This window comes from Bacillus cereus group sp. BfR-BA-01350, from assembly GCF_022663775.1.
In the GTDB taxonomy this organism is placed as follows: Bacteria; Bacillota; Bacilli; order Bacillales; family Bacillaceae_G; genus Bacillus_A; species Bacillus_A paranthracis.
Genome location: NZ_JAKUGD010000001.1, coordinates 93,510 through 115,425 on the forward strand (window position 1 = coordinate 93,510; position 21,916 = coordinate 115,425).

Genomic DNA, 21,916 nt, shown 5'->3' on the forward strand with positions numbered 1-21,916 from the left:
TAATTAATAGGATAAATGGCTATTAATTATTGTTTGAATATACATAAGAGGTGAATGCAAATGGGAAAAGTTACTTTAATCGCAACAGCGGCAATGGGTATTGAAGCTTTAGTTGCCCGAGAAGTTCGTGATCTAGGTTATGAATGCCAAGTAGAAAACAGCAAAGTAACATTTGAAGCAGATGAAAAGGCGATTTGTCGCACGAATTTATGGTTACGTACTGCGGACCGTGTGAAAATTAAAGTTGGCGAATTTAAAGCGACAACATTTGATGAGCTGTTTGAGAAAACGAAAGCATTAAACTGGGGAGATTATATTCCAGAGAACGGTGAGTTCCCTGTTATCGGTAAATCTTTAAAATCTGAGTTATTCAGTGTTTCGGATTGCCAGCGTATCGTTAAAAAGGCTGTCGTTGAAAAATTAAAAACAACATATAAACGTACAACTTGGTTTGAAGAAGATGGCCCGTTATTCCGTATTGAGATTGCAATGCTCAAGGATATTGCAACATTAACAATCGATGCGAGCGGTGTTGGACTTCATAAACGTGGATATCGTGTGGATCAAGGGGAAGCTCCTTTAAAAGAAACATTAGCTGCGTCTTTAATTAAATTAACAAACTGGAAGCCAGATCGTCCTTTCGTGGATCCTTTCTGCGGATCAGGTACAATTCCGATTGAAGCAGCATTAATTGGACAAAATATCGCACCAGGTTTTAACCGTGGTTTTGCATCGGATGAGTGGGGCTGGGTTGGTAAACAAAACTGGCGTGAAGCTCGTCAAGAAGCAGAAGATTTAGCGAACTATGATCAACCATTGCAAATCATTGGATCAGATATTGATCATCGTATGATCCGTGTTGCTCAAGATAATGCAGAAGAAGTCGGTTTAGGCGATTTAATTACATTTAAACAAATGCAAGTAAAAGATTTCACAACAAAAGAGGATTATGGCTATGTTGTAACGAATCCTCCATACGGAGAACGTTTAAGTGAAAAAGCACTTGTTGAACAACTATATAAAGAAATGGGACAAGTATTCCGTCCATTAGACACATGGTCGGCATATGTATTAACAAGTTACGAAGCATTTGAAAAGTGCTACGGAAAAGATGCATCGAAGAAACGTAAACTGTTTAACGGATTTATTCGTACAGATTACTACCAATACTTCGGAAAACGTCCACCTCGTAATTCATAGTATAAAACTCCTCCAGCGCGCATATACTGGCTATTATGTAATGCGTAAAGGAGGAACTAATATGGATAGTTTCCAATTATCAATGATTCAAAAGGCTATTCACCGTACGTATGATGAGATCGGAAAAGAACTGGATAGCCAAGGTGTGATTGTAGATGAAATACAAAAAGCACAAGAAGAATATTTGTCAGCTCTTTCACATGAAACAGCGATTGATAAACGGTATTTAAAGTCATTAATATAGAAGAAAATTTTCCTTTTTCGAAAGGAAAATTTTTTTTCGTGTATTTCTATGTATTGCAACAGGGGAAAGTGGCTGCACACATATGAGTAGCAGTTGCTATATCTTTTATAGAAAAACTTTTTGGTTGGAGGCTAAGGATGTTTACTGAGAAGAGATTACCATTTGAAGTAGGGAAACAAGACAATTTTTATGATAAGTTGAATGAGTGGATTGGAGATGTGTTTTACGACATCCTTCCGGAAAAAGGCTTTGAAGAGCGTGATGAACAAATTTTTATGGCGTTTCAATTAGAGCGTGCTTTTCAAGAAAAGAAAGTTATGTTCGCAGAAGCTGGTGTAGGAACCGGGAAAACAATTGTATATCTTCTATATGCAATTTGTTATGCACGTTATACTGGAAAGCCAGCGATTATCGCTTGTGCAGATGAAACGTTAATTGAGCAGCTTGTGAAAGAAGAAGGGGACATTGCTAAATTATCTGAGGCATTAGGCTTAGCGGTAGATGTAAGACTTGCGAAATCAATGGATAATTATTTATGTTTACGTAAACTTGAAGATGTTATGAGTGGACGAGCTCCAGAAGTAATTGAAGATGTGTACTACGAATTACCGCAGTTTGTATTTGACCATGGTACGATGCAAAACTTTACTCACTATGGTGACCGAAAAGAATTTCCGCTTTTAAATGACGAGGAATGGTCAAAAGTAAATTGGGATTACTTCCAAGATTGCTTCACTTGTGATTCTCGACATCGTTGCGGGCAAACTCTATCACGTGAACATTATCGTAAAGCAGCAGATTTAATTATTTGTTCTCAAGATTTCTATATGGATCATATTTGGACGTACGATGCTCGTAAGCGTGAAGGACAAATTCCATTATTACCAGAAAGTAGTTGTGTTGTATTTGATGAAGGACATCTTGTAGAATATGCAGCTCAAAAAGCTTTAACATATCGTTTAAAGCAAACGATGATGGAGCAACTTTTAACGAGATTATTACAAAATGATATTCGCGAGGAATTTGCGCATTTAGTAGAAGAAACAATTTGGCAAACAGAGCGATTCTTTGATGTGTTACAAGAGAATAAAAAAGAAATTGCTGGTTCTGATCGTTTAGAAATTACTGTGACAGAAAAAGTAACGGCTGAAGCGAAGCGACTTTATGCGAAAATTGGTGAAGTCGGTGATGCATTAGTATTTGAAAGTGAAATGCATACAGTAAACACGTATGATTTAAATATCGTTGATGAACATTTAGATGTATTAGAGCATTCACTTCGTCTGTTTATGCACGAGAAAAATGTAATTACATGGGGTGAAGAAGGTGATGGAGCCTTCACGTTAGTAATTATGCCGCGTGCAGTTGAAGAAGTATTACAAGAGAAAGTATTCTCGAAGAAAATCCCGTATATTTTCTCTTCTGCTACATTATCTAACAACGATTCATTCGCATTTACAGCAAATAGCCTAGGGGTAAAAGATTACTTATCATTCTCAGTTGCCTCACCGTTTGATTATGAGGAGCAAATGGCAGTAAACTTACTATCTCATACGAAAGAAAATGAATGGGAAAGAAAGTGTCAATATACACTTGAAAATATACAAAAAACAAATGGACGTACACTTGTATTATTCCGTACAACGCAAGAACTTGCGGCGTTTAAAGAGTATGTAGGTAAAGAACAAATGTCAGTTCCGTTCCTATATGAAGGGGACCAAGAAATTAGTCAGCTTGTTTCTCGTTTCCAAAACGAAGAAGAGACTGTACTTTGTGCCGTTCATTTATGGGAAGGTTTAGATATTCCTGGTTCATCATTATCACATGTTATTATTTGGTCATTACCATTCCCTCCAAACGATCCTGTGTTTGAAGCGAAGCGTAAACATGTGAATGATCCATTCTGGGATGTAGATGTACCATATATGATTTTACGTCTTCGTCAAGGGATTGGCCGTTTAATTCGTACGAGCGAAGATAAAGGTGCTATATCAATCTTCTTATCTGATACAGAAGATGAGAAAGTGGTAGAAGCAGTGAAAAACGTACTACCAGTAGAAGGTAAAGAATTATAAGGAGAAAGCTTGGCGCTTGCCAAGCTTTTTTTCTATTATAAAAGGAATTTAGATTTTCATGTCGAATTAAGTTTGAGGTAGAAAAAGGAGGTTTTTATATAATGACAGTAGCTACATATGAAGTAGAAAAACAATTTTTAACATATGTGAAGAAGATACAAAATTACGGAGAAGCATTAAGCTTAATGTTTTGGGACTTGAGAACAGGGGCGCCTAAAAAAGGTGTAGACCAGCGTTCAGAAGTAATTGGCATGCTTTCATCAGAAGTGTTTGCTATGTCGACTTCAGATGAAATGGGAAATTATTTAACAGAGCTTGAAGATTTAATACGTGAAGACAAGCTTTCTGAAACGACGAAGAAAATGGTAGAAGAGTGCCGTAAAGAATATGATAGAAATAAGAAAATTCCACAAGCGGAATATGAAGCGTATGTGAAATTAGAAGCGAAAGCAGAAAGTGTGTGGGAAGAAGCTCGCGAAAAATCTGATTTCGAAATGTTCCGTCCGTATTTAGAAAAAATCGTTGAATTTAAAAAGAAATTTATTACATATTGGGGTTATGAAACATATAAATATAATACATTATTAGATATGTATGAGCCGGGCATTACGGTAGAAGTGTTAGACCACGTATTTGGTCAACTTCGTGAGCGTATCGTACCGCTCGTAAAAGAAATATCGGATTCGCAAAAGAGATTAAAGACAAGTGCTTTATCAGAACATTTTTCAAAAGAAAAACAAAAAAACTTTACATTAGAGCTATTAAAGCAATTAAATTATGACTTTGAAGCAGGTCGTCTTGATGAAACGGTACATCCATTTGAGATCACATTAAATAGAGGGGATGTTCGTATTACGACACGCTATGACGAAAAAGATTTCCGTATGGCTGTGTTTGGCACAATTCATGAATGTGGTCATGCTGTATATGAACAAAATATTGCAGAGAAATTTGAAGGTACACCGCTATGTAGTGGAACATCTATGGGTATTCATGAGTCACAATCATTATTCTTTGAGAACTTTATCGGTCGTAATAAATCATTCTGGAAGAAAAATTATGATTTATTAAAAGAGTATAGCGATGGTCAATTCAATGATATATCAGTAGATGAGTTTTATGATGCAATAAATGAATCGAAGCCTTCATTTATTCGCATAGAAGCAGATGAGCTTACATATCCGCTTCACGTTATGGTTCGTTATGAACTTGAGAAAGAGTTATTTGATGGCACATTACAAGTGAAGGATTTACCAGCGGCTTGGAACGATAAAATGGAAGCATATTTAGGAATTCGTCCGGCTAACGATGCACAAGGCGTATTACAAGATGTTCACTGGGCTGGTGGTTCATTTGGATACTTCCCATCTTATGCGCTTGGTTATATGTATGCAGCGCAATTTAAGCAAAGAATGGTAAAAGACATTCCGAATTTTGATGCATTATTAGAAGAAGGAAACGTAACGCCAATTCGTGAATGGTTAACAGAAAACATTCACCAATACGGTAAAACGAAAAAGCCACTTGAAATTTTAGAAGATGTAACAGGTGAAGGATTGAATGCAAATTACTTAGCAGATTATTTAGAAGCGAAGTATAGAGAGATTTACGAGTTATAAAAAAGGGCTGCTTACTTGCAGCTCTTTTTTTTAAGGGGATAGAAAAATGGAGTATACTTATACAGTAATGACGCAAGAAGAAGCAGAAGAAATTGCATACAACTGGCATTATGAAGGGAAATATTCCTTTTACGATATAGAGGCAGATGAAGAAGATTTAGCTGAATTTTTACATGATGAGAGTAGAGGGGATCATACATTTTCTGTGAAGGAAAATGGCACTCTCATTGGTTATTTTACTGTTTGTAAAATAACTGATGGGACGGTTGATATAGGTCTTGGAATGAGACCTAATATAACTGGGAATGGATTTGGTTTACAGTTCATAAATGCTATACTAGCTTTTAGTAAAGAAAAATATGGATGTAATTATATAACACTATCAGTAGCTACATTTAATAAAAGAGCGATTAAAGTGTATAAAAGGGCAGGGTTTGAAGCAGTTGGAACGTTTATACAGAAGACGAATGGTAGTTATTTTGAATTTTTGAAAATGAATTATATATGTGAAAATGATTAAAAAAACAGAAGAATCTCCTTCTGTTTTTTTATGCAGAAATAAATCTTACTATTTGTAATTGGAAGTTTTGTAATTTTGGAAGAGGATGTGTATGATTGAAGTTTAATGGTAAATAGCAAGTTTAGTAAGGAGAGACAGCATGATTACAATTAAAACGAAAAATGAAATAGATTTAATGCATGAATCTGGAAAGTTACTTGCTTCATGTCATAGAGAAATTGCGAAGATAATGAAACCAGGTATTACAACAAAAGAAATTAATACGTTTGTGGAAGCGTATTTAGAAAAACATGGTGCAACGTCTGAGCAGAAAGGGTACAACGGATATCCATATGCGATATGTGCATCTGTAAACGATGAAATGTGTCATGCATTTCCGGCCGATGTTCCTTTGACTGAGGGTGATATTGTAACAATTGACATGGTAGTAAACTTAAATGGTGGTCTTTCAGATTCTGCTTGGACGTATAGAATTGGAAAAGTTTCTGATGAAGCAGAAAAGTTATTACTAGTAGCTGAGAATGCTTTGTATAAAGGCATTGAGCAGGCGATAATCGGTAATCATGTAGGAGATATTGGTTATGCGATTGAAAGTTATGTAGCTGCTGAAGGTTTTTCTGTCGCAAGAGACTTTACGGGACATGGAATCGGTAAAGAAATTCATGAAGAACCAGCAATTTTTCATTTTGGGAAGCAAGGACAAGGGCCTGAGTTACAAGAAGGAATGGTAATTACAATTGAGCCAATTGTCAATGTAGGTATGCGATATTCGAAAGTAGATTTAAATGGATGGACCGCGAGAACGATGGACGGGAAATTATCAGCTCAATATGAGCATACAATTGCGATTACAGAAGATGGACCAATCATTTTAACGAAGTTATAATTGGGAATGAAAGAGTTTACAAAACTCGAACGAAAATGATGTTTTTATAAAATTTGTACGTGTTTTATGAATAAAAGCTTTTCAAAGTATAAAAAGTGCGTTATAATCCTTCTATAAAATAAATAGTTAGCTACACTCATATAATCGCGGGGATATGGCCTGCAAGTTTCTACCGAAGTACCGTAAATACTTTGACTATGAGTGAGGACGAATATATTTGCTTGTTTAGCATTCTTTTTTGCGAAACTCCAAAAGCGCGTCTCTCACTTGTAACGAGTGGTGGCGGCTTTTGGAGTTTTTTTATTGCATAAGAGGGGGAACAAACATGAAAGTATTACAAGAAAAGATTTTGAACGAAGGAAAGGTTTTATCTGGTGATGTATTAAAGGTAGATGCATTTTTAAATCATCAAATTGATCCATTACTTATGCAAGAAATCGGAAAAGAATTTGCTAAACGTTTTAAAGAAGAGAACATTACAAAAATCGTGACGATTGAATCTTCAGGTATTGCACCAGCAGTTATGGCTGCATTAGAGCTTGGTGTAAAAGTAATCTTTGCTAGAAAGCGTAAATCGTTAACGTTACAAGATAATATGTATGTTGCAAGCGTATATTCATTTACAAAACAAGAGACGAATGAAATTTCATTATCTCGAAATCATATCGATGAAAGTGATCGCGTTTTAATTATTGATGACTTTTTAGCGAACGGTCAGGCTGCTTTAGGTTTAATGAGTTTAGTTGAGCAAGCTGGAGCAAGTATTGCTGGACTTGGTATTGTTATTGAAAAAGCATTTCAAGATGGAGGAAAGAAGCTTCGTGAACAAGGAATTCGTGTTGAGTCACTAGCAGAAATTGCATCACTTGATAATAACGCAGTTACATTTGTACAGCAAGAAACTGCGGAGGTGAAATAAACGATGAAGCAACATCCAATTAAAATCGCATCGCTTGGTATGCAGCATATGCTTGCTATGTATGCTGGCGCAATTATCGTTCCGCTTATTGTCGGCGGCGGCCTAGGTTTAAATCAAAAAGAGTTAACATATTTAGTCTCAATTGATTTATTAATGTGCGGCGTTGCGACAATTTTACAAGCATTATCAAATCGCTTTTTCGGTATTGGGCTCCCAGTTGTACTAGGTTGTACATTTACAGCCGTTGGGCCGATGATTGCAATCGGAAAACAATACGGCGTGTCTTCTATTTATGGAGCAATTATTGCTGCGGGGTTATTCGTTGTTATTTTTGCGAAATTATTTGGAAAGCTTGTAAAGCTGTTTCCACCTGTTGTAACAGGATCTGTCGTTACCGTAATTGGAGTTACACTTGTTCCAGCAGCAATTAATGATATGGCTGGAGGAGTAGGAAGTAAGGATTTCGGTAGTCTTGAAAATTTAGCATTAGCATTTGGTGTGTTACTATTTATTATCATTATGTATCGTTTCTTTGACGGATTTATTCGTTCAATCTCTATTTTACTAGGTCTATTGTTTGGTACAATCGTTGCAGCATTTATGGGGAAAGTAAGCTTGCAAGCGGTTGGAGAAGCGGATTGGTTCCATGGTATCCAGCCATTTTATTTCGGTACACCAACGTTTGAATTAACGCCAATTATTACGATGATTCTCGTTGCTTGCGTAGGGATTGTAGAAGCAACAGGTGTTTACTTTGCATTATCTGATATTTGCAATAAAAAGATTGGTGAAAAAGAATTAACAAAAGGGTATCGTGCAGAAGGATTAGCGATGGTGTTAGGTGGTATTTTCAACGCCTTTCCGTATACAACATACTCTCAAAACGTAGGGCTTGTTCAATTAACTGGAGTAAGAAATCGCGTGATTATTTACACTTGTGGTGGTATGTTAATCGCTCTTGGATTCATTCCAAAAATCGCAGCCATTACAACAATTATTCCGAAATCGGTACTTGGCGGTGCGATGTTAGCGATGTTCGGTATGGTAATGGCATATGGTATTAAAATGTTAAGCAGTGTTGATTTTGGAAGACAAGAAAACTTATTAATCGTTGCATGTTCTGTCGGAATCGGACTAGGAGTTACTGTCGTTCCTACATTATTCTCACAACTTCCAGAAAGTATTCGTATTTTAACAGATAACGGAATCGTACTTGGAAGTGCGTCAGCAGTCCTTTTAAATATCGTATTTAATATGGTGCCACAGCGTAAAGTGAAAGTAAAGGATGAACCAGTTCCGATACAAAGTGCGGTAAGAGAAGCATAAAAAAGCAAGGTCTCACTATGAGACCTTGCTTTTCTTTTTAAGTGGCATCATCTTTCCGTACGTACCAAGGCGCCATATATACTCAAGTGGCCCGTATTGGTAACGTGACAGCCACCAGCGGCTAATAAAGATTTGCAGCGTGTAGAAACCGATGCAAAATAGTGGTCCTACCCATAATGGAGCAAGATAATCATTTTTGAACAATATTCCGAATACAAGCAACGTAACAATTGTATGCGAGATATAATTTGTTAATGCCATTCGACCAACGTACTGGAACGGACGTAATATCTTTTGCCATTTTTCTTTTTGTAATAAACGCATGAGTGTGAAAATGTAGAATATGAATAATGTCTTTCCGCTTATCATCGTAATACCCATAAGTGAAAATGGTGTGTATGGTTGATTGTTCATAAAGAAGTAAACCATAATAAACCACATCGGTAATGTTAAAACAAACATAATAATTTGCCATTTCTTTAGTTTTGGATCTAATTCTTTCGCACGGCGGAAAATATCTTTTTTACCGGCATATAATCCGAGTAAAAACAATCCTAGTGTTTCAGGAAGCATAATAAGACTGTTACTTATTGCTTCAGAGTAGAAAGAATAGAATCGGTCTGTGATTTGTAAGCCCCAGTTTTCTAACGGCATAATTGCTGTGGCAAGGCCTAATTCCTCTACTGGCACGATTAACATGACAAGAGAACCTAATAATGTGAACAATTGCATGAAACTTAATAGTACAATTGACCATATTAAAATAGTACGTGGCTTTCTTTTGTAAAATAAAAATAAGAAAAACCCGGTAATTGCATAAGTATGTAAAATGTCTCCGTCCCATAAAAGAACGTAATGTAAGAAACCAAATAATAATAAAATAAGTAAGCGACGAACAAATAAAGTTTTTGGTCGATCTGTTTTCGCTTCAGCACGAGTCATAAAAATGTAAAATCCTAGGCCGAATAAAAACGAAAAGATAGTATAAAACTTTGTTTGAATAAACATATCGTAAAATAGACGGATATAGCTATCTAGCCCCTCGTAAACTCCTGTAATATCACGTGAGTCAATCCCGGCGATAACAGGCCAGTTCACAAGAAAAATACCAAGTACAGCTATTCCTCTAATAATATCGATGGAGTGTATCCTCTCGCCTTGTGAAATGTTTTGTGTCATTATTTTCCTCCTTGTTAAGTAATTCCCTTTTATTATACAAAATGTAAGATGGAGGGTATAGGGTGGATTTCCATTTTTTTTAACTATTAAGTTATGTAAGATGAGATATAATAAGAGTGCACAACAAGTTTTACCTTTTTTCAAAACAGGCAGTGAAGCTCCTTCTTATAAGGGGCTTTCTTTATGAAAAAGTGTTGATAATGATTCTCTTTAATGATAAAATGTATTCAAAAGTGATAATCATTATCAAAAAAGGTTGGTGCATGAGTATGGTATATGCATTAGTAGCAGGTACAGTCGCTGTATATGCAGTTATTGCAAAGTATGTTTTAAATGGAGTAGGAACAGCAAAATGAGTGATATTACATAAAATCCCTTTCATTTGTAAAAAGAATGAAAGGGATTTTTTATTTTTAATGAGAATATGCTGAAAATTTAGTATGATAGTAAAGTGAAAAGGTAATCAATGAGTAGGTGCATTTCTCACTGGTTATTAGCTTGCAAATAGCATATACATCTTGGATAAAGGGGAACAAGGGGATGACAAACATAGTACAGACAAACGGTATGAAAAAGCTTGTTTGTTTTTATGAAGAGTGGCAAAAACACGGCGATGCAGAGAATAGTTTAAAGTTGTTTGAAGTAATTCAAAAATATAAACGAGAGCAGCTTATGATAGCATTCTGCGGTCACTTCTCAGCAGGGAAATCAACGATGATGAATCATCTATATAAAGCGCAGTTGTTACCGACAAGTCCAATTCCAACAAGCGCTAACGTCGTTAAAATTGAAAAGGGATTTGATCGTGTTGTTGTAACGATTAAATCTGGAGAGCAGTACGAATATGACGGTGCATATTCAGCAGAAGAATTAAAACAAATTTGTAAAGATGGCGATGAGGTAATTGGTGTTCATATTTATCGGAATGATGCGCCAATTCCTGAAGGTGTTATGTTAGTTGATACACCAGGGATTGATTCAACAGATGATGCCCATCAACTAGCGACAGAATCAACGCTGCATCTAGCAGACGTAATTTTTTATATGATGGATTATAATCACGTCCAATCGGAAGTGAATTTACAATTTGTTAAAGAATTGAAACAACGTAATAAAACGGTTTATCTCGTTGTAAATCAAATAGATAAACATAAAGAAAATGAATTATCGTTTGCAGATTATAGCGATAGTGTAAAACAATCATTCTCTAACTGGGATATTGAAGTAGATGGAGTTTATTATACATCATTACGAATGATGAACCATCCACATAATGAAATTGAAAACCTAGAAACGTTAATTACTTCTATTATGAAAGAAAAGGAGCAGTATGTAAGAGATGGAATGGTGCGAGAAACAGAATATTTAATGGGGGAACATTTCTCGTTTATTCTTTCTGAAAATGAAAAAGCTCTTTTGAAATATGAGGAAGAGTTAGCATCACCGCTTTCCATTTCAGAAATAGTTGAAAAGAAAGAAGAATTAACGGAAATGAAACATCGCGAGGCTAATAAAGAGTCTCAAATGAGAAATGAATTTATAAAAGGCTTACAAGCTATATTAGATAACGCGTATTTAATGCCATTTGAAATGAGAGAATTGGCAAATGCGTACTTAGAAACGAAATTAACAAAATTTAAAGTTGGTTTGCTATTTGCGAAAGGAAAGACTGAGCAAGAAAAACAGAGACGTTTAGATGCTTTTTATGCTGCTTTGCAAAAGACTGTCGAAACGCAACTTGATTTTCATGTGAAAGAATTTATTGTTGCCTTCTTAAAAGAAGAAGGGTTGTTTACAGAAGAGATTGGGAAAGACATATATGCTTTAGAAATTGCTTTTGGACCAGAAATGTTAGCGGAAGTAATTAAACAAGGTGCAGGTTTCACAGGTGATTACTTACTTCTTTATACAGCGGATGTAGCGAATGAATTAAAGAAACGTTATTTTACAAAAGCACAGCAAATTTTTGATAAAAGTGCAGTCATTTTAAAGCAAAAGGTAAAAGAAGCAGTTGATCGTATTGAAGAAGAGATTGAAACATATACGATGTTGCAAACGGCAAAAGAAACGAAATTGCAATACAGTAACAATTTGGAGACATATGAAAGTTATTTACAAAATGTTTGGCATGAGCGTGTTGCTACACCAGAAGGGCTGCAAATAGAAGAGATATTGCAAAGTAAAAAACAAATTGTTAGTGAGAAATTCACACTACAAGAGCAGGAAATTGTAAATGATAACGTAGCGGCTCGTGAGGAAGAGATAAAAGGAACGGCAGCTTTAAATATTCAGCGTATATTAGAGAAAGTGAAGAAAGCTGAAACGATATTAGAACCATTGCCAGCGCTAAAACATGTACAGCAAGAGGTAATAGAAAAAAGGCGCCGTGTGGAAACGAAACAATTTACAGTAGCGTTATTCGGAGCTTTTAGTGCTGGGAAATCATCATTTGCCAATGCATTGCTTGGTGAGAAAGTACTTCCAGTGTCACCAAATCCGACGACGGCAACGATTAATCAAATTTTGCCAGTTACAGAGGAAAAACCACACGGAACAGTAATGGTTCAATTTAAATCAAAGCAAGCCTTATTAGAAGATATGAAAGCTGTTTATAAGCTGTTTCATTATGAGATTACTACGTTAGATGAAGCGTTAGCACAGATTGATAAAGTTATGAAATACCCTTCACCAACTGGGAAGCAAAAAACAACATTTAGCTTTTTACGAGCAGTACAAAAAGGGTATGATACAGTTTCTGTACATTTAGGTGAGAAAGTACAAGTTACATTAGAAGAGTTTTCTGATTATGTAGCGAATGAAGAAAAATCTTGTTTTGTTGAGTACATGGAGCTTTATTATGATTGTGCATTAACAAGGCAAGGAGTAGCGCTTGTAGATACACCTGGAGCGGATTCTATTAACGCCCGCCATACAGACGTTGCGTTCCAGTATATTAAAAACGCAGATGCTATTTTGTTTGTCACGTATTATAATCACGTGTTCTCTCGTGCTGACCGTGAATTTTTAATTCAGCTTGGTCGTGTAAAGGATACTTTTGCTCTTGATAAAATGTTCTTCTTAATTAATGCGGCCGATTTAGCAGAGTCTGAAGAAGAACTTGAAATGGTAAAAGGTTATATCGCAGACCAGCTACTACAATACGGTATTAGAAATCCACGTTTATTTGCAATTTCAAGTTTATGTGCGCTTGAAGAGAAACAAGGAAAAAATATTGAGAAAGAGAAGTACGGTATTTTACAAAACTCTGGGATTGCTAAGTTCGAGGAATCATTTACATCCTTTATGATGAGAGATTTAATGCTCGTATCTGTTCATGCTTTATATGGTGCATTGCAAGGGGCAGATCAGCTGTTAGTAAATATGATAAATGGTGCAAAGCAGGGGAATGAAGAGAAAGAGAAGCAAACGAAAAAATATGAAGCAGAGCGTGATCAACTACTTCATATTATTTCATCATATAGTGTGCTTGCTGAAGAACAGGCGATGCAAAATGAAGTGAAAGAATTGCTTTATTACGTGCAACAACGTCTATTCCTACGCTATAACGATGTGTTTACTGAATTTATTAATCCAGCATCGCTTCGAACGGATGGAAATGTGAAAGTGCAGTTGCAGCAGTGTGTTATGGAATTAGTAGCATTTATTCAGCATGATTTATTACAAGAAATGCGTGCGACATCATTACGCCTTGAAAGATGGATAGATGAAGCGATGAAGCGTGCAAAGAATGAAATTGTGGTGAACTGTAAAGTAGAAAATGAATCAATTTCTATGAATGGAACAGTGGAATATGAATATAAAGATATTACACATAAAGAACCGTTTCCTTCAGTTGAAATAAAAGATTTCAAAAAAGCATTGGCACACTTTAAAAACGAGAAAAGCTTTTTTGAAAAGAATGACAAAGCCTTTATGCAAGAAGACGCTAAATCTGTATTAGAACCTCTCGTATCAAACTATGTAGCTGATGAAAAAGATTTATTTGTTCATCATTATAAGCAAGAGTGGGATTTGAAATGGAACTTATTCCAAAAAGTGATGCAGCAAGATGTGATGAATTATTATGAAAGTGTATTATTTGCATTGGCTGAAACGATTGATGTATCACTATATGAACAAAGTAAAGAACAATTGCAAAAGCAATTAGTAGAGATTGAAAAAGAAATGTATGTGATGTAGTCGTTATGAGAAAAAGATTCGTTCGATTTTCTTTTGTAGTACCGTATCTAAAGATTTGACAAATCCAGCAAATTCATCGGTAGAAATCATATGAGTAAGAACGAGTCGTCTGCCGTCTGGTGTTTCACCGCATAAGACGAACGAAGAAAATTCATATGTTTTATTTTCTACTACTAATTTTGGATAGGAATACGTGTCGCTCTTCTTCTTCTTTCCATCAATAGAGATGACGTTGCATTTTTTCTCATTGTTGTCCATGGTGAATCCCTCCTTTCTATTACTTATGGTAGACAAGGAGGGTTTAGAACAATAGAGAAGGGGGAATTTTTTATGACTGTTGTAATAGAACGTATTTCAAAAGAAGCTATACCGAAGTCTTTATTACTACTTGCTGATCCAAGTGAACAGCAAATTGGTGCATATGTACAAAGAGGATTAACATACGTAGCTAAGCAAGAGGATAATGTAATCGGTATATATGTAATTTTGGAAACAAGGCCGAAGACGATGGAAATTATGAATATTGCGGTTGTAGAGCATTTGCAAGGAAAAGGGATTGGAAAGAAGCTAATAAGTCATGCTATAGAAACTGCTAAAGGATATGGTATGTCAAAACTTGAAGTTGGTACAGGCAATTCTAGTGTTTCACAACTTGCTTTCTATCAAAAATGTGGATTTCGTATTTTTTCTATTGATTTTGATTACTTTTCGAAGCATTATGAAGAAGAGATTATTGAAAATGGGATTGTATGCCGTGATATGATTCGGCTTTCAATGGAATTAAATCAGAACGTATAACTTATTTAGGGGGAAGAGAAGATGGAAGTACATAAAGCAATTACAGCACATTCTCGTAAACAAAATGAAAGTGTAAAAGCATGTTTACAATTAGATGCGCAGCGTGAAGCAGCTATTGAAGCAGCCGTATCTCTTGCGTCAAATGGGAAAGAATTTTCGGTTGATGTCATTAATGTTGTAACGAAGCAAATTAATGCTCTTGCAAAAAATGGTGTTACACTAGAGCGTAAATATGTTACAAAAGAAATGGTTATGGAGTATGTAAGTCGTTTGAAAGAGAAAGAAGGTCGTTAAAGATGTTAGTTACAGTCGAATGGTTACGTGAGCATATAGAAGATGAGAACGTCCGTATAATCGATTGTCGTTTTGATTTAGCGAATCCTAATTGGGGTAGAGAAAAGTATGAGGAGGAACATATTCCTCATGCATTATATTTTGATTTGAATGTAGATTTATCAAGTCCTATAACAGAACATGGTGGTCGCCACCCGTTACCAAATATTGAGGAGTTTGCAGACAAGCTGTCGCGAGCTGGTATTGATGAACATACGACAGTGATTACATATGACAGTGAAGCGGGTGCAAATGCTTCTCGTCTTTGGTGGTTATTAAACTATGTAGGACATGAGAAAGTATATATATTAGATGGTGGATTTCCAGCATGGAAAGAGAATGGACTACCGGTAACAACAGAAATTTCTGTTGCTAAACGAAAAGCATTCAAAGCAAATGTACAAAATCATATGCTTGTAACGATGGAAACGGTGAGAGAGAATATCTATGCAGGTGCAGATGTTACGTTAATTGATTCTAGAGAGCCAAAACGTTATGCTGGTGTAGAGGAACTTGTTGATCCGAAAGCAGGACACATTCCAACAGCAGTAAATTATTTTTGGAAGGATGGAATGCTGCAATCAGGACAATTTAAGAATGAAGCTCAGCAACAAGAACGATTCCAAAACCTTTCGAAAGATAAGGAAACAATTGTATATTGTGGTTCTGGTGTTACAGCATGTCCAAATATCGTTGCATTGAAATTAGCTGGATTCCAAAATGTTAAATTGTATGCAGGTAGCTGGAGTGATTGGATTTCTTATCCAGAAAATCAAATTGCAAAAGAAGAAGATTAATCACTTGCATGCAAAAATAATTTGTATTAAAATAAGGTCACAAGCAAGAGATTGCTCGAAAAACTTTGTATTTTACACATTGGAAACAATGTGATAATATAACGACAAGTAAATAATACATCCTGCGGTGTGCGTAACTTATTTATGTCTAAAACCGATGTTAGTTATACGGAAGCTCAATATTTAGCGACCATCATCAAGCCTTCCTTGTGGAGGAAGATGTACGGTAACTGTGAGGGCATCCACCTGCGAGTAGCGGGTTTTTGGACATTTACGAGGAGCGGCACGTGCGGGGGTCTTATTTCAACTAACATTATATAAAATTCCTACGGTGTACGTAGCTTATGCATGTCTTAAACCAATAAGTTTAATATGGAAGTTCAATATTTAAATGTAGCTAACATGCCATCTTTTTAAGAAGGAAGTTACAAACATTTGTGAGAGCATCCACCTGTGAGAGCAGGTTTATGGACATCTAGAGAGAACGGCATATGTGGGGCTATATAAAAACCTTACGTTTTATACGTAAGGTTTTTTTGTTGTATACATATATCCATGTTATCTTGATTCACCTGTGAAGTTTCCGTAATAAATATAGCACTTTCTGTCTTCATCAATCTCTCTTGAATCTAAAGCAAACTCCATATGCTTGCCGTCTTGCTGAATATATATAATATCTGAATGAAGAGATGGTAAAATTTCTTCATAGTTCCATACATCTTTACTTTCAATCAAGTTGGAACTTGTATCCTTTAGCTCTCTAATTTCAAAACCGATGTGGAAGTAAGTAGGATCTGAAGGATCGTTAGAGAAAGTTTCTTGTTGAATATATATAACTGCTGTTCCGTCTGGATCTACTGAGGTTGCAGTGACAACATATGTATTTTTATCTTTTATAAAATATTCACAAGTCATGCGTGCAATGATTTCAGAATTAGAAATATTTGCATAGTTCCATAAAGCTGGATACCCTTTCGTTTCATCATTAAGTCGGTATTCTAAGCGCATTTCATCACTCTTCTTCCTTTTTCTTCTACTTTATCATGCCATCCTATATAATAGGAATAGAATTTAAAAAGGGGAGTGCGAAGGTGACAAAAACGAAATGGTTAGTAGGTGGTGTCGTAACGTCTTTAATGACTGGCACCTTATTTGGCTGCGCACAAGATCTTCCCCCAAAACCGAATGATAAAAGTTGTGCAGATTGGGATTGGGATGATGAACTTGGGGTATGGCAGTGTGATGATAGTAGTTCAGGATATCGTGGGCATTATTTCTATGGCGGGAGATACTATCAAAATAAATCCACTTTCAAAAATTCATCGGCGTTTAAATCTTATCAATCGTCTGCGGAATTTAAAGGTGGAATTGGAAGCGGTTCAAAGGGAGGATTTGGGGGCTAACATATGTCGCAATACATAAGGGATCGAAAAGAGTTTTATTCAAAATATCAGGATTTCTGGTCGGATTTATATGAATGTGAGTATAGTTTGTTTCATGTTTTTCCTATAACAAATGAGACTATGAAACAATTACAAGTTGCAACTGAACGAATGGGGAAAATATTTTTTAAGACTGCTAGACTTTTGCGTAATTTAAGTGACGAACAGCTTCTTGAACTTGGATTTCCCCCCGCAAGCTTATCGTTCATTAGAATGAAAGGATTATATCCTGAATCTGTTATTTCACGATTTGATTTCGTTTTAACAGGCGATAACCAAATGAAAATGCTTGAGTTTAATAGTGATACACCTACCTTTATTATGGAATGCTTTCAAATGAATGGGGAAGTTTGTAAAAAGCTAGGTTATGATGATCCAAACTTAGGCCAAGAGCGATTGCTATCCTCTGGTGTTACAAAAGCTGTAATGGAAGCGACAAAGGGAATAGACAACCCAAATGTTGTTTTTACAGCGCATCATGAACATATTGAGGATTGGAATACGACTATGTATTTAAGTCAGTTATGCCATGTTGAAAATAAAGTAGTGCCAATGTCAGAACTTAGAATTACAAAAGATGCTTTAGTGGATAGGGATGGAGTGCAAATTGATGTTTTATATCGCCAAACATATCCGATAGAAGATTTAATTGAGGATCAAGATCCTGAAACAGGAGATTTGGTAGGTGTGGAGTTGTTGCAACTTGTAAAAGCCGGAAAGCTTTTTATCATCAATCCTTTGTCAGCATTTTTACTTCAGCCAAAATCAGTTCAGTGTCTTATTTGGGGATTAGCAGAAGAAGAGGTCTTTTATACAAATGAGGAACGGCAGTGGATTAAAGAATATATGTTACCTACATATTTAGAACCAGATTTATTTTTAGGAAAAGGTTCTTTCGTTCAAAAACCTTCATTTGGTAGAGAGGGAGACACGATTACCATTCGTGATAAGGACGAAAATATTATGATTCAAAATGCACACCAAACGTATAAAGCGTCACTGCCGATATTTCAAAAGTATACAGAACTTCCAGTCGTATCTTTGGAAACAGAGAAAGGGATGGAGAAACTGTCATATGTGTTTGGTTCGTTTTTAATTGCAGGAAAAGCAAGTAGTATCGGTATTCGTGCTGGTGAAAAAATTACGGGGAATGAATCGTACTATTTACCAGTAGGTATAAAAAAGGAGGAAGTATATGATTAATTTTTTATTATATTTGGCAGTAACACTTGGTCTTTTATGCATAGGTCTTTTCCTGATGGAAGTGACAACGAAAGTAAAAGAATTTAAGTTAATGGCCCAAGGGAATAAGGCAGTAAGCTATGTACTTGGAGGGCGATTACTTGGGTTAGCTATTGTTTTATATTCAACAGCAGCTAATTCCATTTCACTTCTTGATATGGTTTCGTGGGGAGCGGTTGGGATTTTGGCTCAAATTATCGTCTTTTATTTAGCTGAGTGGCTTACACCACGCTTTAATATAAATAAAAGTCTTGAAGAAGATAATCAAGCGGTCGGTCTTTTTCTTATGTTTTTATCGCTTTCAATTGGGATTGTAATTGCTGGTTGTATAACTTATTAAAAGCCTTACGTTTAAACGTAAGGTTTTTATTTTTACTAATTTTGAAATGTGTGCTTTATTCATTTGATGCGTCGAAAGAGAAATAATATGTATATGAGAGGGAGTTGTTGTAATAAGGAAAAGATTCCATTCAAAGTGTTGACATCTATTTTAAATAAGAGTAACATTTTCTATGTAATAAAAATAAGTCTCTGTTAGGTGAGGCTCCTGTATAGAGAAATGCTACTGCCCAAAAATGTCGAGAGACGCCAATGGGTCAACAGGAATGATCGAATTAAGGTTTTTCTTAACGTAGCTGGTAATGTACCTATGCTATACAGTGCTAAAACTCGGCGAGGGAGAGGTCCGTAGATTTCTAATTGTATTAGGAATCGTTTATTTGTGTATGTCATGGCCTTTACTCTTTTCAGAGTAAAGGTCTTTTTGTTACAAAGCTATGCGTAATTTCATAGTATAAACTATAAAATGAAACGAGGAGGTGAGGAGCATGTCAAATTCTGACTCGGTTCCGTTACCCATATACTTCAAATCAAAAATATATGATGTAGGCAGGAAACGACTTGTTCCTCCCTTTATATTTATCATCATGTAGCGTTTATATGTATGTTTAAGCGCTAGACACTTTCACAGGAAAGTGGATAAATTGAGAAACAAAGCGTTTCTTCCTATGTTGTAAAGGAGGAGACGATAATATGTTATATGCAAACAAAACTGTGGGTAACACGTCATATAAATTAAGTAAAAAATCAATGAAAGAACAAACATTGCTTCAAAAAAATAAAGATTTATTAATTGAAATCGCAACGAGAGATGTAAAATCTGTATTTGCGTATTTTAAAACAACAAGAGACGGATTATCTATGAAAGAGGCACAAAAACGCATTCAAGTATACGGCCGAAATGAATTAACTTCAAAAAGAGCTCGTATTGCGGAAGTGATGATGAAGCTAAGTGAAATGATCCCAGGTTTTTCAAAACAACATGTGCGTGATGGATTACAATGTGAGAAGATTACTGTGTCTCGAGTAGAATGTTCTAGTGTAACAGGTGTAAACGGTGAATTAAAAATGATGAATTTGCCAGTACAAGAGCTTGTTCCTGGAGATATGATTTTCCTTTCAGAAGGTGATACAGTACCAGCAGATGTACGTATTATTTATGCAAATGATTTATTAGTAAATGAATCTGTGCTAACAGGAAACGATGCGAATATTGAGAAATTTGAAAGCTGCTATCATCTTGAACGCAAACGATTTATTCCTTTGAAAAGAATGAAAGACTATAACCCACTTGAACTTGAAAATGTATGTTTCAAAGGGACGTATATTGTTAGTGGAAATGCAAAAGCTGTAGTAGTTTCAACTGGGAAAAATACGTATACAGGGATTCTTCATACTTGTTGTAGTAAAACGTCTTAATGTGTAAATGATGCGAAATATACAAAAACAATGTATAATAGACAAAGTTGAAAAACGTAGAATGGTAATCTATTTATATAACCTTACGTGATGACGTGGGGTTATTATTTTTTTTGGTAGGAGAGGAATTATGAAAAAAGTATTATTAGTTGATGGTATGGCACTATTATTTCGTGCTTTTTATGCAACAAGTGTCTACGGGCAGTTTATGAAACGACAAGATGGTACCCCTACAAACGGGATTCATGGTTATATGAAACATTTATTAACGGCAATGCAAGCAATTGAACCGACTCATATCGTAACATGCTGGGATATGGGTAGTACGACATTTAGAACAGAATCGTTCTCAAATTATAAAGCGAATCGTGCAGCGCCGCCTGAAGAATTAATTCCGCAATTTGATTTAGTACAAGAAATGACTGCGAAATTATCCGTGCCAGTCATCGGTATGAAAGGGTATGAAGCGGATGATTGTATCGGTACGCTTGCGAAACAATATTGTAATGAAGCGGAAGTTTATATTTTAACAGGTGATACGGATTTACTTCAGCTTGTTGATAAGAATGTTACAGTTATGCTTCTGCGCAAAGGAATTGGAAATTACGAGTATTATACACCAGAGAAAATTATGGAAGAAAAAGGTGTAGAACCGTGGCAAATCGTGCATGCGAAAGCTTTCATGGGAGATACGAGCGATAATTACCCAGGTGTAAAAGGTATCGGTGAAAAAACAGCGTATAAGCTTATTCAAGAACATGGTACAGTAGCAACTGTACTAGAAAATGTGGCATCATTAACGAAAGCGCAACGTACGAAGATCGAAAGTGATTTAGAGAATTTAAATATTTCATTACAATTAGCGCAAATTCATTGTGAAGTTCCTATTTCATGTTCGCTAGAAGAAGGATTACACACAATGGATGAAGAAAAACTACGATTCGTTTGTGAAGAAATGAATTGGGGAAGACCTGAAATATTAATCAATATGTTGTAAATACTCGGAAGACCGATTAAAAGTAAAATGAATCGGTCTTTCTTTTTTTGTTCACAAAGTTGTCAGAAAATAAACGGAATTTTCATGTGAAGTTCAAATGGAATTCACAACAATCAATTATTATAAGACAAACAGATAAATACTTATCTTTTATATAAACCATCCCCCAAGGAGGACAATGAAAATGAGAAAAAAAGTGAGAAAATCTTTTAAACAATTATTAATTGAAAATAAACAATCACTATTAAATAATAAAGAAAATATGAAAGAAATTGAGGAACGAATTGAGAAACGACATGTAGCATATAGTGCTACTAGCAATTGAGTATTATTATTTTGTTCATAAAAAAGCGTGCAGATTGGAAAGTATCCAAGCTGCAC

The 21,916-nt window shown here is 35.6% G+C and carries 21 protein-coding genes, 2 other RNA genes and 2 riboswitches; of the genes, 20 read left to right on the plus strand and 3 right to left on the minus strand.

Going from position 1 to position 21,916, the window contains the following annotated elements:
• Positions 1 to 60 precede the first annotated feature (60 nt).
• The 8 genes from MR147_RS00530 (at position 61) to pbuX (ending at position 8,789) form a co-directional block, all read left to right on the plus strand.
• Entirely contained in the window at positions 61 to 1,200 is a 1,140-nt protein-coding gene (locus tag MR147_RS00530) for a THUMP domain-containing class I SAM-dependent RNA methyltransferase (RefSeq protein ID WP_000521234.1), read from the plus strand.
• Positions 1,201 to 1,261: 61 nt separating this feature from the next.
• Positions 1,262 to 1,444, plus strand: a complete 183-nt coding sequence (locus MR147_RS00535) for a DUF3921 domain-containing protein (protein WP_071730592.1) — start codon at positions 1,262 to 1,264, stop codon at positions 1,442 to 1,444.
• A 137-nt stretch (positions 1,445 to 1,581) separates the two neighbouring features.
• On the plus strand, positions 1,582 to 3,519 hold the full coding sequence (locus MR147_RS00540; protein ID WP_074610168.1) for an ATP-dependent DNA helicase: 1,938 nt from the start codon (positions 1,582 to 1,584) through the stop codon (positions 3,517 to 3,519).
• Between the two features lie 101 nt (positions 3,520 to 3,620).
• Complete coding sequence (gene ypwA / locus MR147_RS00545; protein WP_074610170.1) at positions 3,621 to 5,138, plus strand: carboxypeptidase; 1,518 nt, start codon at positions 3,621 to 3,623, stop codon at positions 5,136 to 5,138.
• A gap of 46 nt (positions 5,139 to 5,184) precedes the next feature.
• Entirely contained in the window at positions 5,185 to 5,658 is a 474-nt protein-coding gene (locus MR147_RS00550) for a GNAT family N-acetyltransferase (protein WP_074610173.1), read from the plus strand.
• A 139-nt stretch (positions 5,659 to 5,797) separates the two neighbouring features.
• Positions 5,798 to 6,544, plus strand: coding sequence for a type I methionyl aminopeptidase (locus MR147_RS00555; RefSeq protein WP_000628426.1), 747 nt, complete (start codon positions 5,798 to 5,800; stop codon positions 6,542 to 6,544).
• A 116-nt stretch (positions 6,545 to 6,660) separates the two neighbouring features.
• A riboswitch (purine riboswitch) is annotated at positions 6,661 to 6,762 on the plus strand.
• Between the two features lie 107 nt (positions 6,763 to 6,869).
• Complete coding sequence (locus MR147_RS00560; RefSeq protein WP_074610175.1) at positions 6,870 to 7,463, plus strand: xanthine phosphoribosyltransferase; 594 nt, start codon at positions 6,870 to 6,872, stop codon at positions 7,461 to 7,463.
• 3 nt (positions 7,464 to 7,466) lie between these two features.
• Positions 7,467 to 8,789 (plus strand): xanthine permease PbuX, encoded by a 1,323-nt coding sequence (gene pbuX / locus MR147_RS00565; RefSeq protein WP_074610178.1) that lies wholly within the window; start codon positions 7,467 to 7,469, stop codon positions 8,787 to 8,789.
• A gap of 15 nt (positions 8,790 to 8,804) precedes the next feature.
• On the opposite strand, the gene MR147_RS00570 is transcribed toward pbuX, so the two are convergent.
• Positions 8,805 to 9,968, minus strand: a complete 1,164-nt coding sequence (locus tag MR147_RS00570) for a DUF418 domain-containing protein (RefSeq protein WP_074610180.1) — start codon at positions 9,966 to 9,968, stop codon at positions 8,805 to 8,807.
• A gap of 540 nt (positions 9,969 to 10,508) precedes the next feature.
• Here MR147_RS00570 and MR147_RS00575 point away from each other — a divergent pair.
• Positions 10,509 to 14,168, plus strand: coding sequence for a dynamin family protein (locus tag MR147_RS00575; RefSeq protein ID WP_074610183.1), 3,660 nt, complete (start codon positions 10,509 to 10,511; stop codon positions 14,166 to 14,168).
• A 3-nt stretch (positions 14,169 to 14,171) separates the two neighbouring features.
• On the opposite strand, the gene MR147_RS00580 is transcribed toward MR147_RS00575, so the two are convergent.
• The gene (locus MR147_RS00580) at positions 14,172 to 14,426 is read right to left on the minus strand and encodes a DUF3931 domain-containing protein (protein WP_000369740.1); all 255 of its coding nucleotides are present in this window, start codon (positions 14,424 to 14,426) and stop codon (positions 14,172 to 14,174) included.
• Between the two features lie 72 nt (positions 14,427 to 14,498).
• On the opposite strand from MR147_RS00580, the gene MR147_RS00585 reads away from it, so the two are divergent.
• The 5 genes from MR147_RS00585 to ssrS (MR147_RS00605) all read left to right on the plus strand — a co-directional run bounded on the left by MR147_RS00585 (position 14,499) and on the right by ssrS (MR147_RS00605) (position 16,600).
• Positions 14,499 to 14,966: a GNAT family N-acetyltransferase gene (locus tag MR147_RS00585; RefSeq protein WP_074610185.1), complete on the plus strand. Its 468-nt coding sequence runs from the start codon at positions 14,499 to 14,501 to the stop codon at positions 14,964 to 14,966.
• Positions 14,967 to 14,987: 21 nt separating this feature from the next.
• A complete protein-coding gene (locus MR147_RS00590) occupies positions 14,988 to 15,260 on the plus strand; it encodes a YpbS family protein (protein WP_000451811.1) in 273 nt (90 codons plus the stop codon).
• Between the two features lie 2 nt (positions 15,261 to 15,262).
• Positions 15,263 to 16,096 (plus strand): sulfurtransferase, encoded by an 834-nt coding sequence (locus MR147_RS00595; RefSeq protein ID WP_074610187.1) that lies wholly within the window; start codon positions 15,263 to 15,265, stop codon positions 16,094 to 16,096.
• Positions 16,097 to 16,212: 116 nt separating this feature from the next.
• A non-coding RNA gene (gene ssrS / locus MR147_RS00600) (6S RNA) lies at positions 16,213 to 16,395 on the plus strand.
• Between the two features lie 21 nt (positions 16,396 to 16,416).
• Positions 16,417 to 16,600: non-coding RNA, 6S RNA (gene ssrS, locus MR147_RS00605), on the plus strand.
• 54 nt (positions 16,601 to 16,654) lie between these two features.
• Here the strand turns inward: ssrS (MR147_RS00605) and MR147_RS00610 are convergent.
• Complete coding sequence (locus MR147_RS00610) at positions 16,655 to 17,104, minus strand: hypothetical protein (RefSeq protein ID WP_074610189.1); 450 nt, start codon at positions 17,102 to 17,104, stop codon at positions 16,655 to 16,657.
• Positions 17,105 to 17,187: 83 nt separating this feature from the next.
• Between MR147_RS00610 and MR147_RS00615 the strand changes: the two genes are divergently transcribed.
• The 6 genes from MR147_RS00615 (at position 17,188) to MR147_RS00640 (ending at position 21,860) form a co-directional block, all read left to right on the plus strand.
• A complete protein-coding gene (locus MR147_RS00615) occupies positions 17,188 to 17,499 on the plus strand; it encodes a hypothetical protein (protein ID WP_000169020.1) in 312 nt (103 codons plus the stop codon).
• A gap of 3 nt (positions 17,500 to 17,502) precedes the next feature.
• On the plus strand, positions 17,503 to 18,741 hold the full coding sequence (locus MR147_RS00620) for a glutathionylspermidine synthase family protein (RefSeq protein ID WP_074610192.1): 1,239 nt from the start codon (positions 17,503 to 17,505) through the stop codon (positions 18,739 to 18,741).
• Entirely contained in the window at positions 18,734 to 19,120 is a 387-nt protein-coding gene (locus MR147_RS00625) for a DUF350 domain-containing protein (protein WP_000606860.1), read from the plus strand. Before MR147_RS00620 ends, MR147_RS00625 begins: the two co-directional genes overlap by 8 nt.
• Before the next feature lie 183 nt (positions 19,121 to 19,303).
• Positions 19,304 to 19,469, plus strand: a riboswitch (M-box (ykoK) riboswitch).
• Positions 19,470 to 19,812: 343 nt separating this feature from the next.
• The gene (locus MR147_RS00630) at positions 19,813 to 20,538 is read left to right on the plus strand and encodes a P-type ATPase actuator domain-containing protein (protein WP_074610194.1); all 726 of its coding nucleotides are present in this window, start codon (positions 19,813 to 19,815) and stop codon (positions 20,536 to 20,538) included.
• Between the two features lie 130 nt (positions 20,539 to 20,668).
• The gene (locus tag MR147_RS00635) at positions 20,669 to 21,535 is read left to right on the plus strand and encodes a 5'-3' exonuclease (RefSeq protein ID WP_074610195.1); all 867 of its coding nucleotides are present in this window, start codon (positions 20,669 to 20,671) and stop codon (positions 21,533 to 21,535) included.
• Between the two features lie 184 nt (positions 21,536 to 21,719).
• Positions 21,720 to 21,860 carry an FbpB family small basic protein gene (locus MR147_RS00640; protein WP_001228046.1) on the plus strand — a complete coding sequence of 47 codons (141 nt, stop codon included), beginning with the start codon at positions 21,720 to 21,722 and terminating at the stop codon, positions 21,858 to 21,860.
• The last annotated feature ends 56 nt before the right edge of the window (positions 21,861 to 21,916 follow it).

Excerpts from the sequence above, each read along its gene's own strand:
- MR147_RS00530 (WP_000521234.1), top strand. The coding sequence starts at position 61 with ATGGGAAAAGTTACTTTAATCGCAACAGCGGCAATGGGTATTGAAGCT.
- MR147_RS00535 (WP_071730592.1), top strand. The coding sequence starts at position 1,262 with ATGGATAGTTTCCAATTATCAATGATTCAAAAGGCTATTCACCGTACG.
- MR147_RS00540 (WP_074610168.1), top strand. The coding sequence starts at position 1,582 with ATGTTTACTGAGAAGAGATTACCATTTGAAGTAGGGAAACAAGACAAT.
- ypwA (WP_074610170.1), top strand. The coding sequence starts at position 3,621 with ATGACAGTAGCTACATATGAAGTAGAAAAACAATTTTTAACATATGTG.
- MR147_RS00550 (WP_074610173.1), top strand. The coding sequence starts at position 5,185 with ATGGAGTATACTTATACAGTAATGACGCAAGAAGAAGCAGAAGAAATT.
- MR147_RS00555 (WP_000628426.1), top strand. The coding sequence starts at position 5,798 with ATGATTACAATTAAAACGAAAAATGAAATAGATTTAATGCATGAATCT.
- MR147_RS00560 (WP_074610175.1), top strand. The coding sequence starts at position 6,870 with ATGAAAGTATTACAAGAAAAGATTTTGAACGAAGGAAAGGTTTTATCT.
- pbuX (WP_074610178.1), top strand. The coding sequence starts at position 7,467 with ATGAAGCAACATCCAATTAAAATCGCATCGCTTGGTATGCAGCATATG.
- MR147_RS00570 (WP_074610180.1), bottom strand. The coding sequence starts at position 9,968 with ATGACACAAAACATTTCACAAGGCGAGAGGATACACTCCATCGATATT.
- MR147_RS00575 (WP_074610183.1), top strand. The coding sequence starts at position 10,509 with ATGACAAACATAGTACAGACAAACGGTATGAAAAAGCTTGTTTGTTTT.
- MR147_RS00580 (WP_000369740.1), bottom strand. The coding sequence starts at position 14,426 with ATGGACAACAATGAGAAAAAATGCAACGTCATCTCTATTGATGGAAAG.
- MR147_RS00585 (WP_074610185.1), top strand. The coding sequence starts at position 14,499 with ATGACTGTTGTAATAGAACGTATTTCAAAAGAAGCTATACCGAAGTCT.
- MR147_RS00590 (WP_000451811.1), top strand. The coding sequence starts at position 14,988 with ATGGAAGTACATAAAGCAATTACAGCACATTCTCGTAAACAAAATGAA.
- MR147_RS00595 (WP_074610187.1), top strand. The coding sequence starts at position 15,263 with ATGTTAGTTACAGTCGAATGGTTACGTGAGCATATAGAAGATGAGAAC.
- MR147_RS00610 (WP_074610189.1), bottom strand. The coding sequence starts at position 17,104 with ATGCGCTTAGAATACCGACTTAATGATGAAACGAAAGGGTATCCAGCT.
- MR147_RS00620 (WP_074610192.1), top strand. The coding sequence starts at position 17,503 with ATGTCGCAATACATAAGGGATCGAAAAGAGTTTTATTCAAAATATCAG.
- MR147_RS00625 (WP_000606860.1), top strand. The coding sequence starts at position 18,734 with ATGATTAATTTTTTATTATATTTGGCAGTAACACTTGGTCTTTTATGC.
- MR147_RS00630 (WP_074610194.1), top strand. The coding sequence starts at position 19,813 with ATGTTATATGCAAACAAAACTGTGGGTAACACGTCATATAAATTAAGT.
- MR147_RS00635 (WP_074610195.1), top strand. The coding sequence starts at position 20,669 with ATGAAAAAAGTATTATTAGTTGATGGTATGGCACTATTATTTCGTGCT.
- MR147_RS00640 (WP_001228046.1), top strand. The coding sequence starts at position 21,720 with ATGAGAAAAAAAGTGAGAAAATCTTTTAAACAATTATTAATTGAAAAT.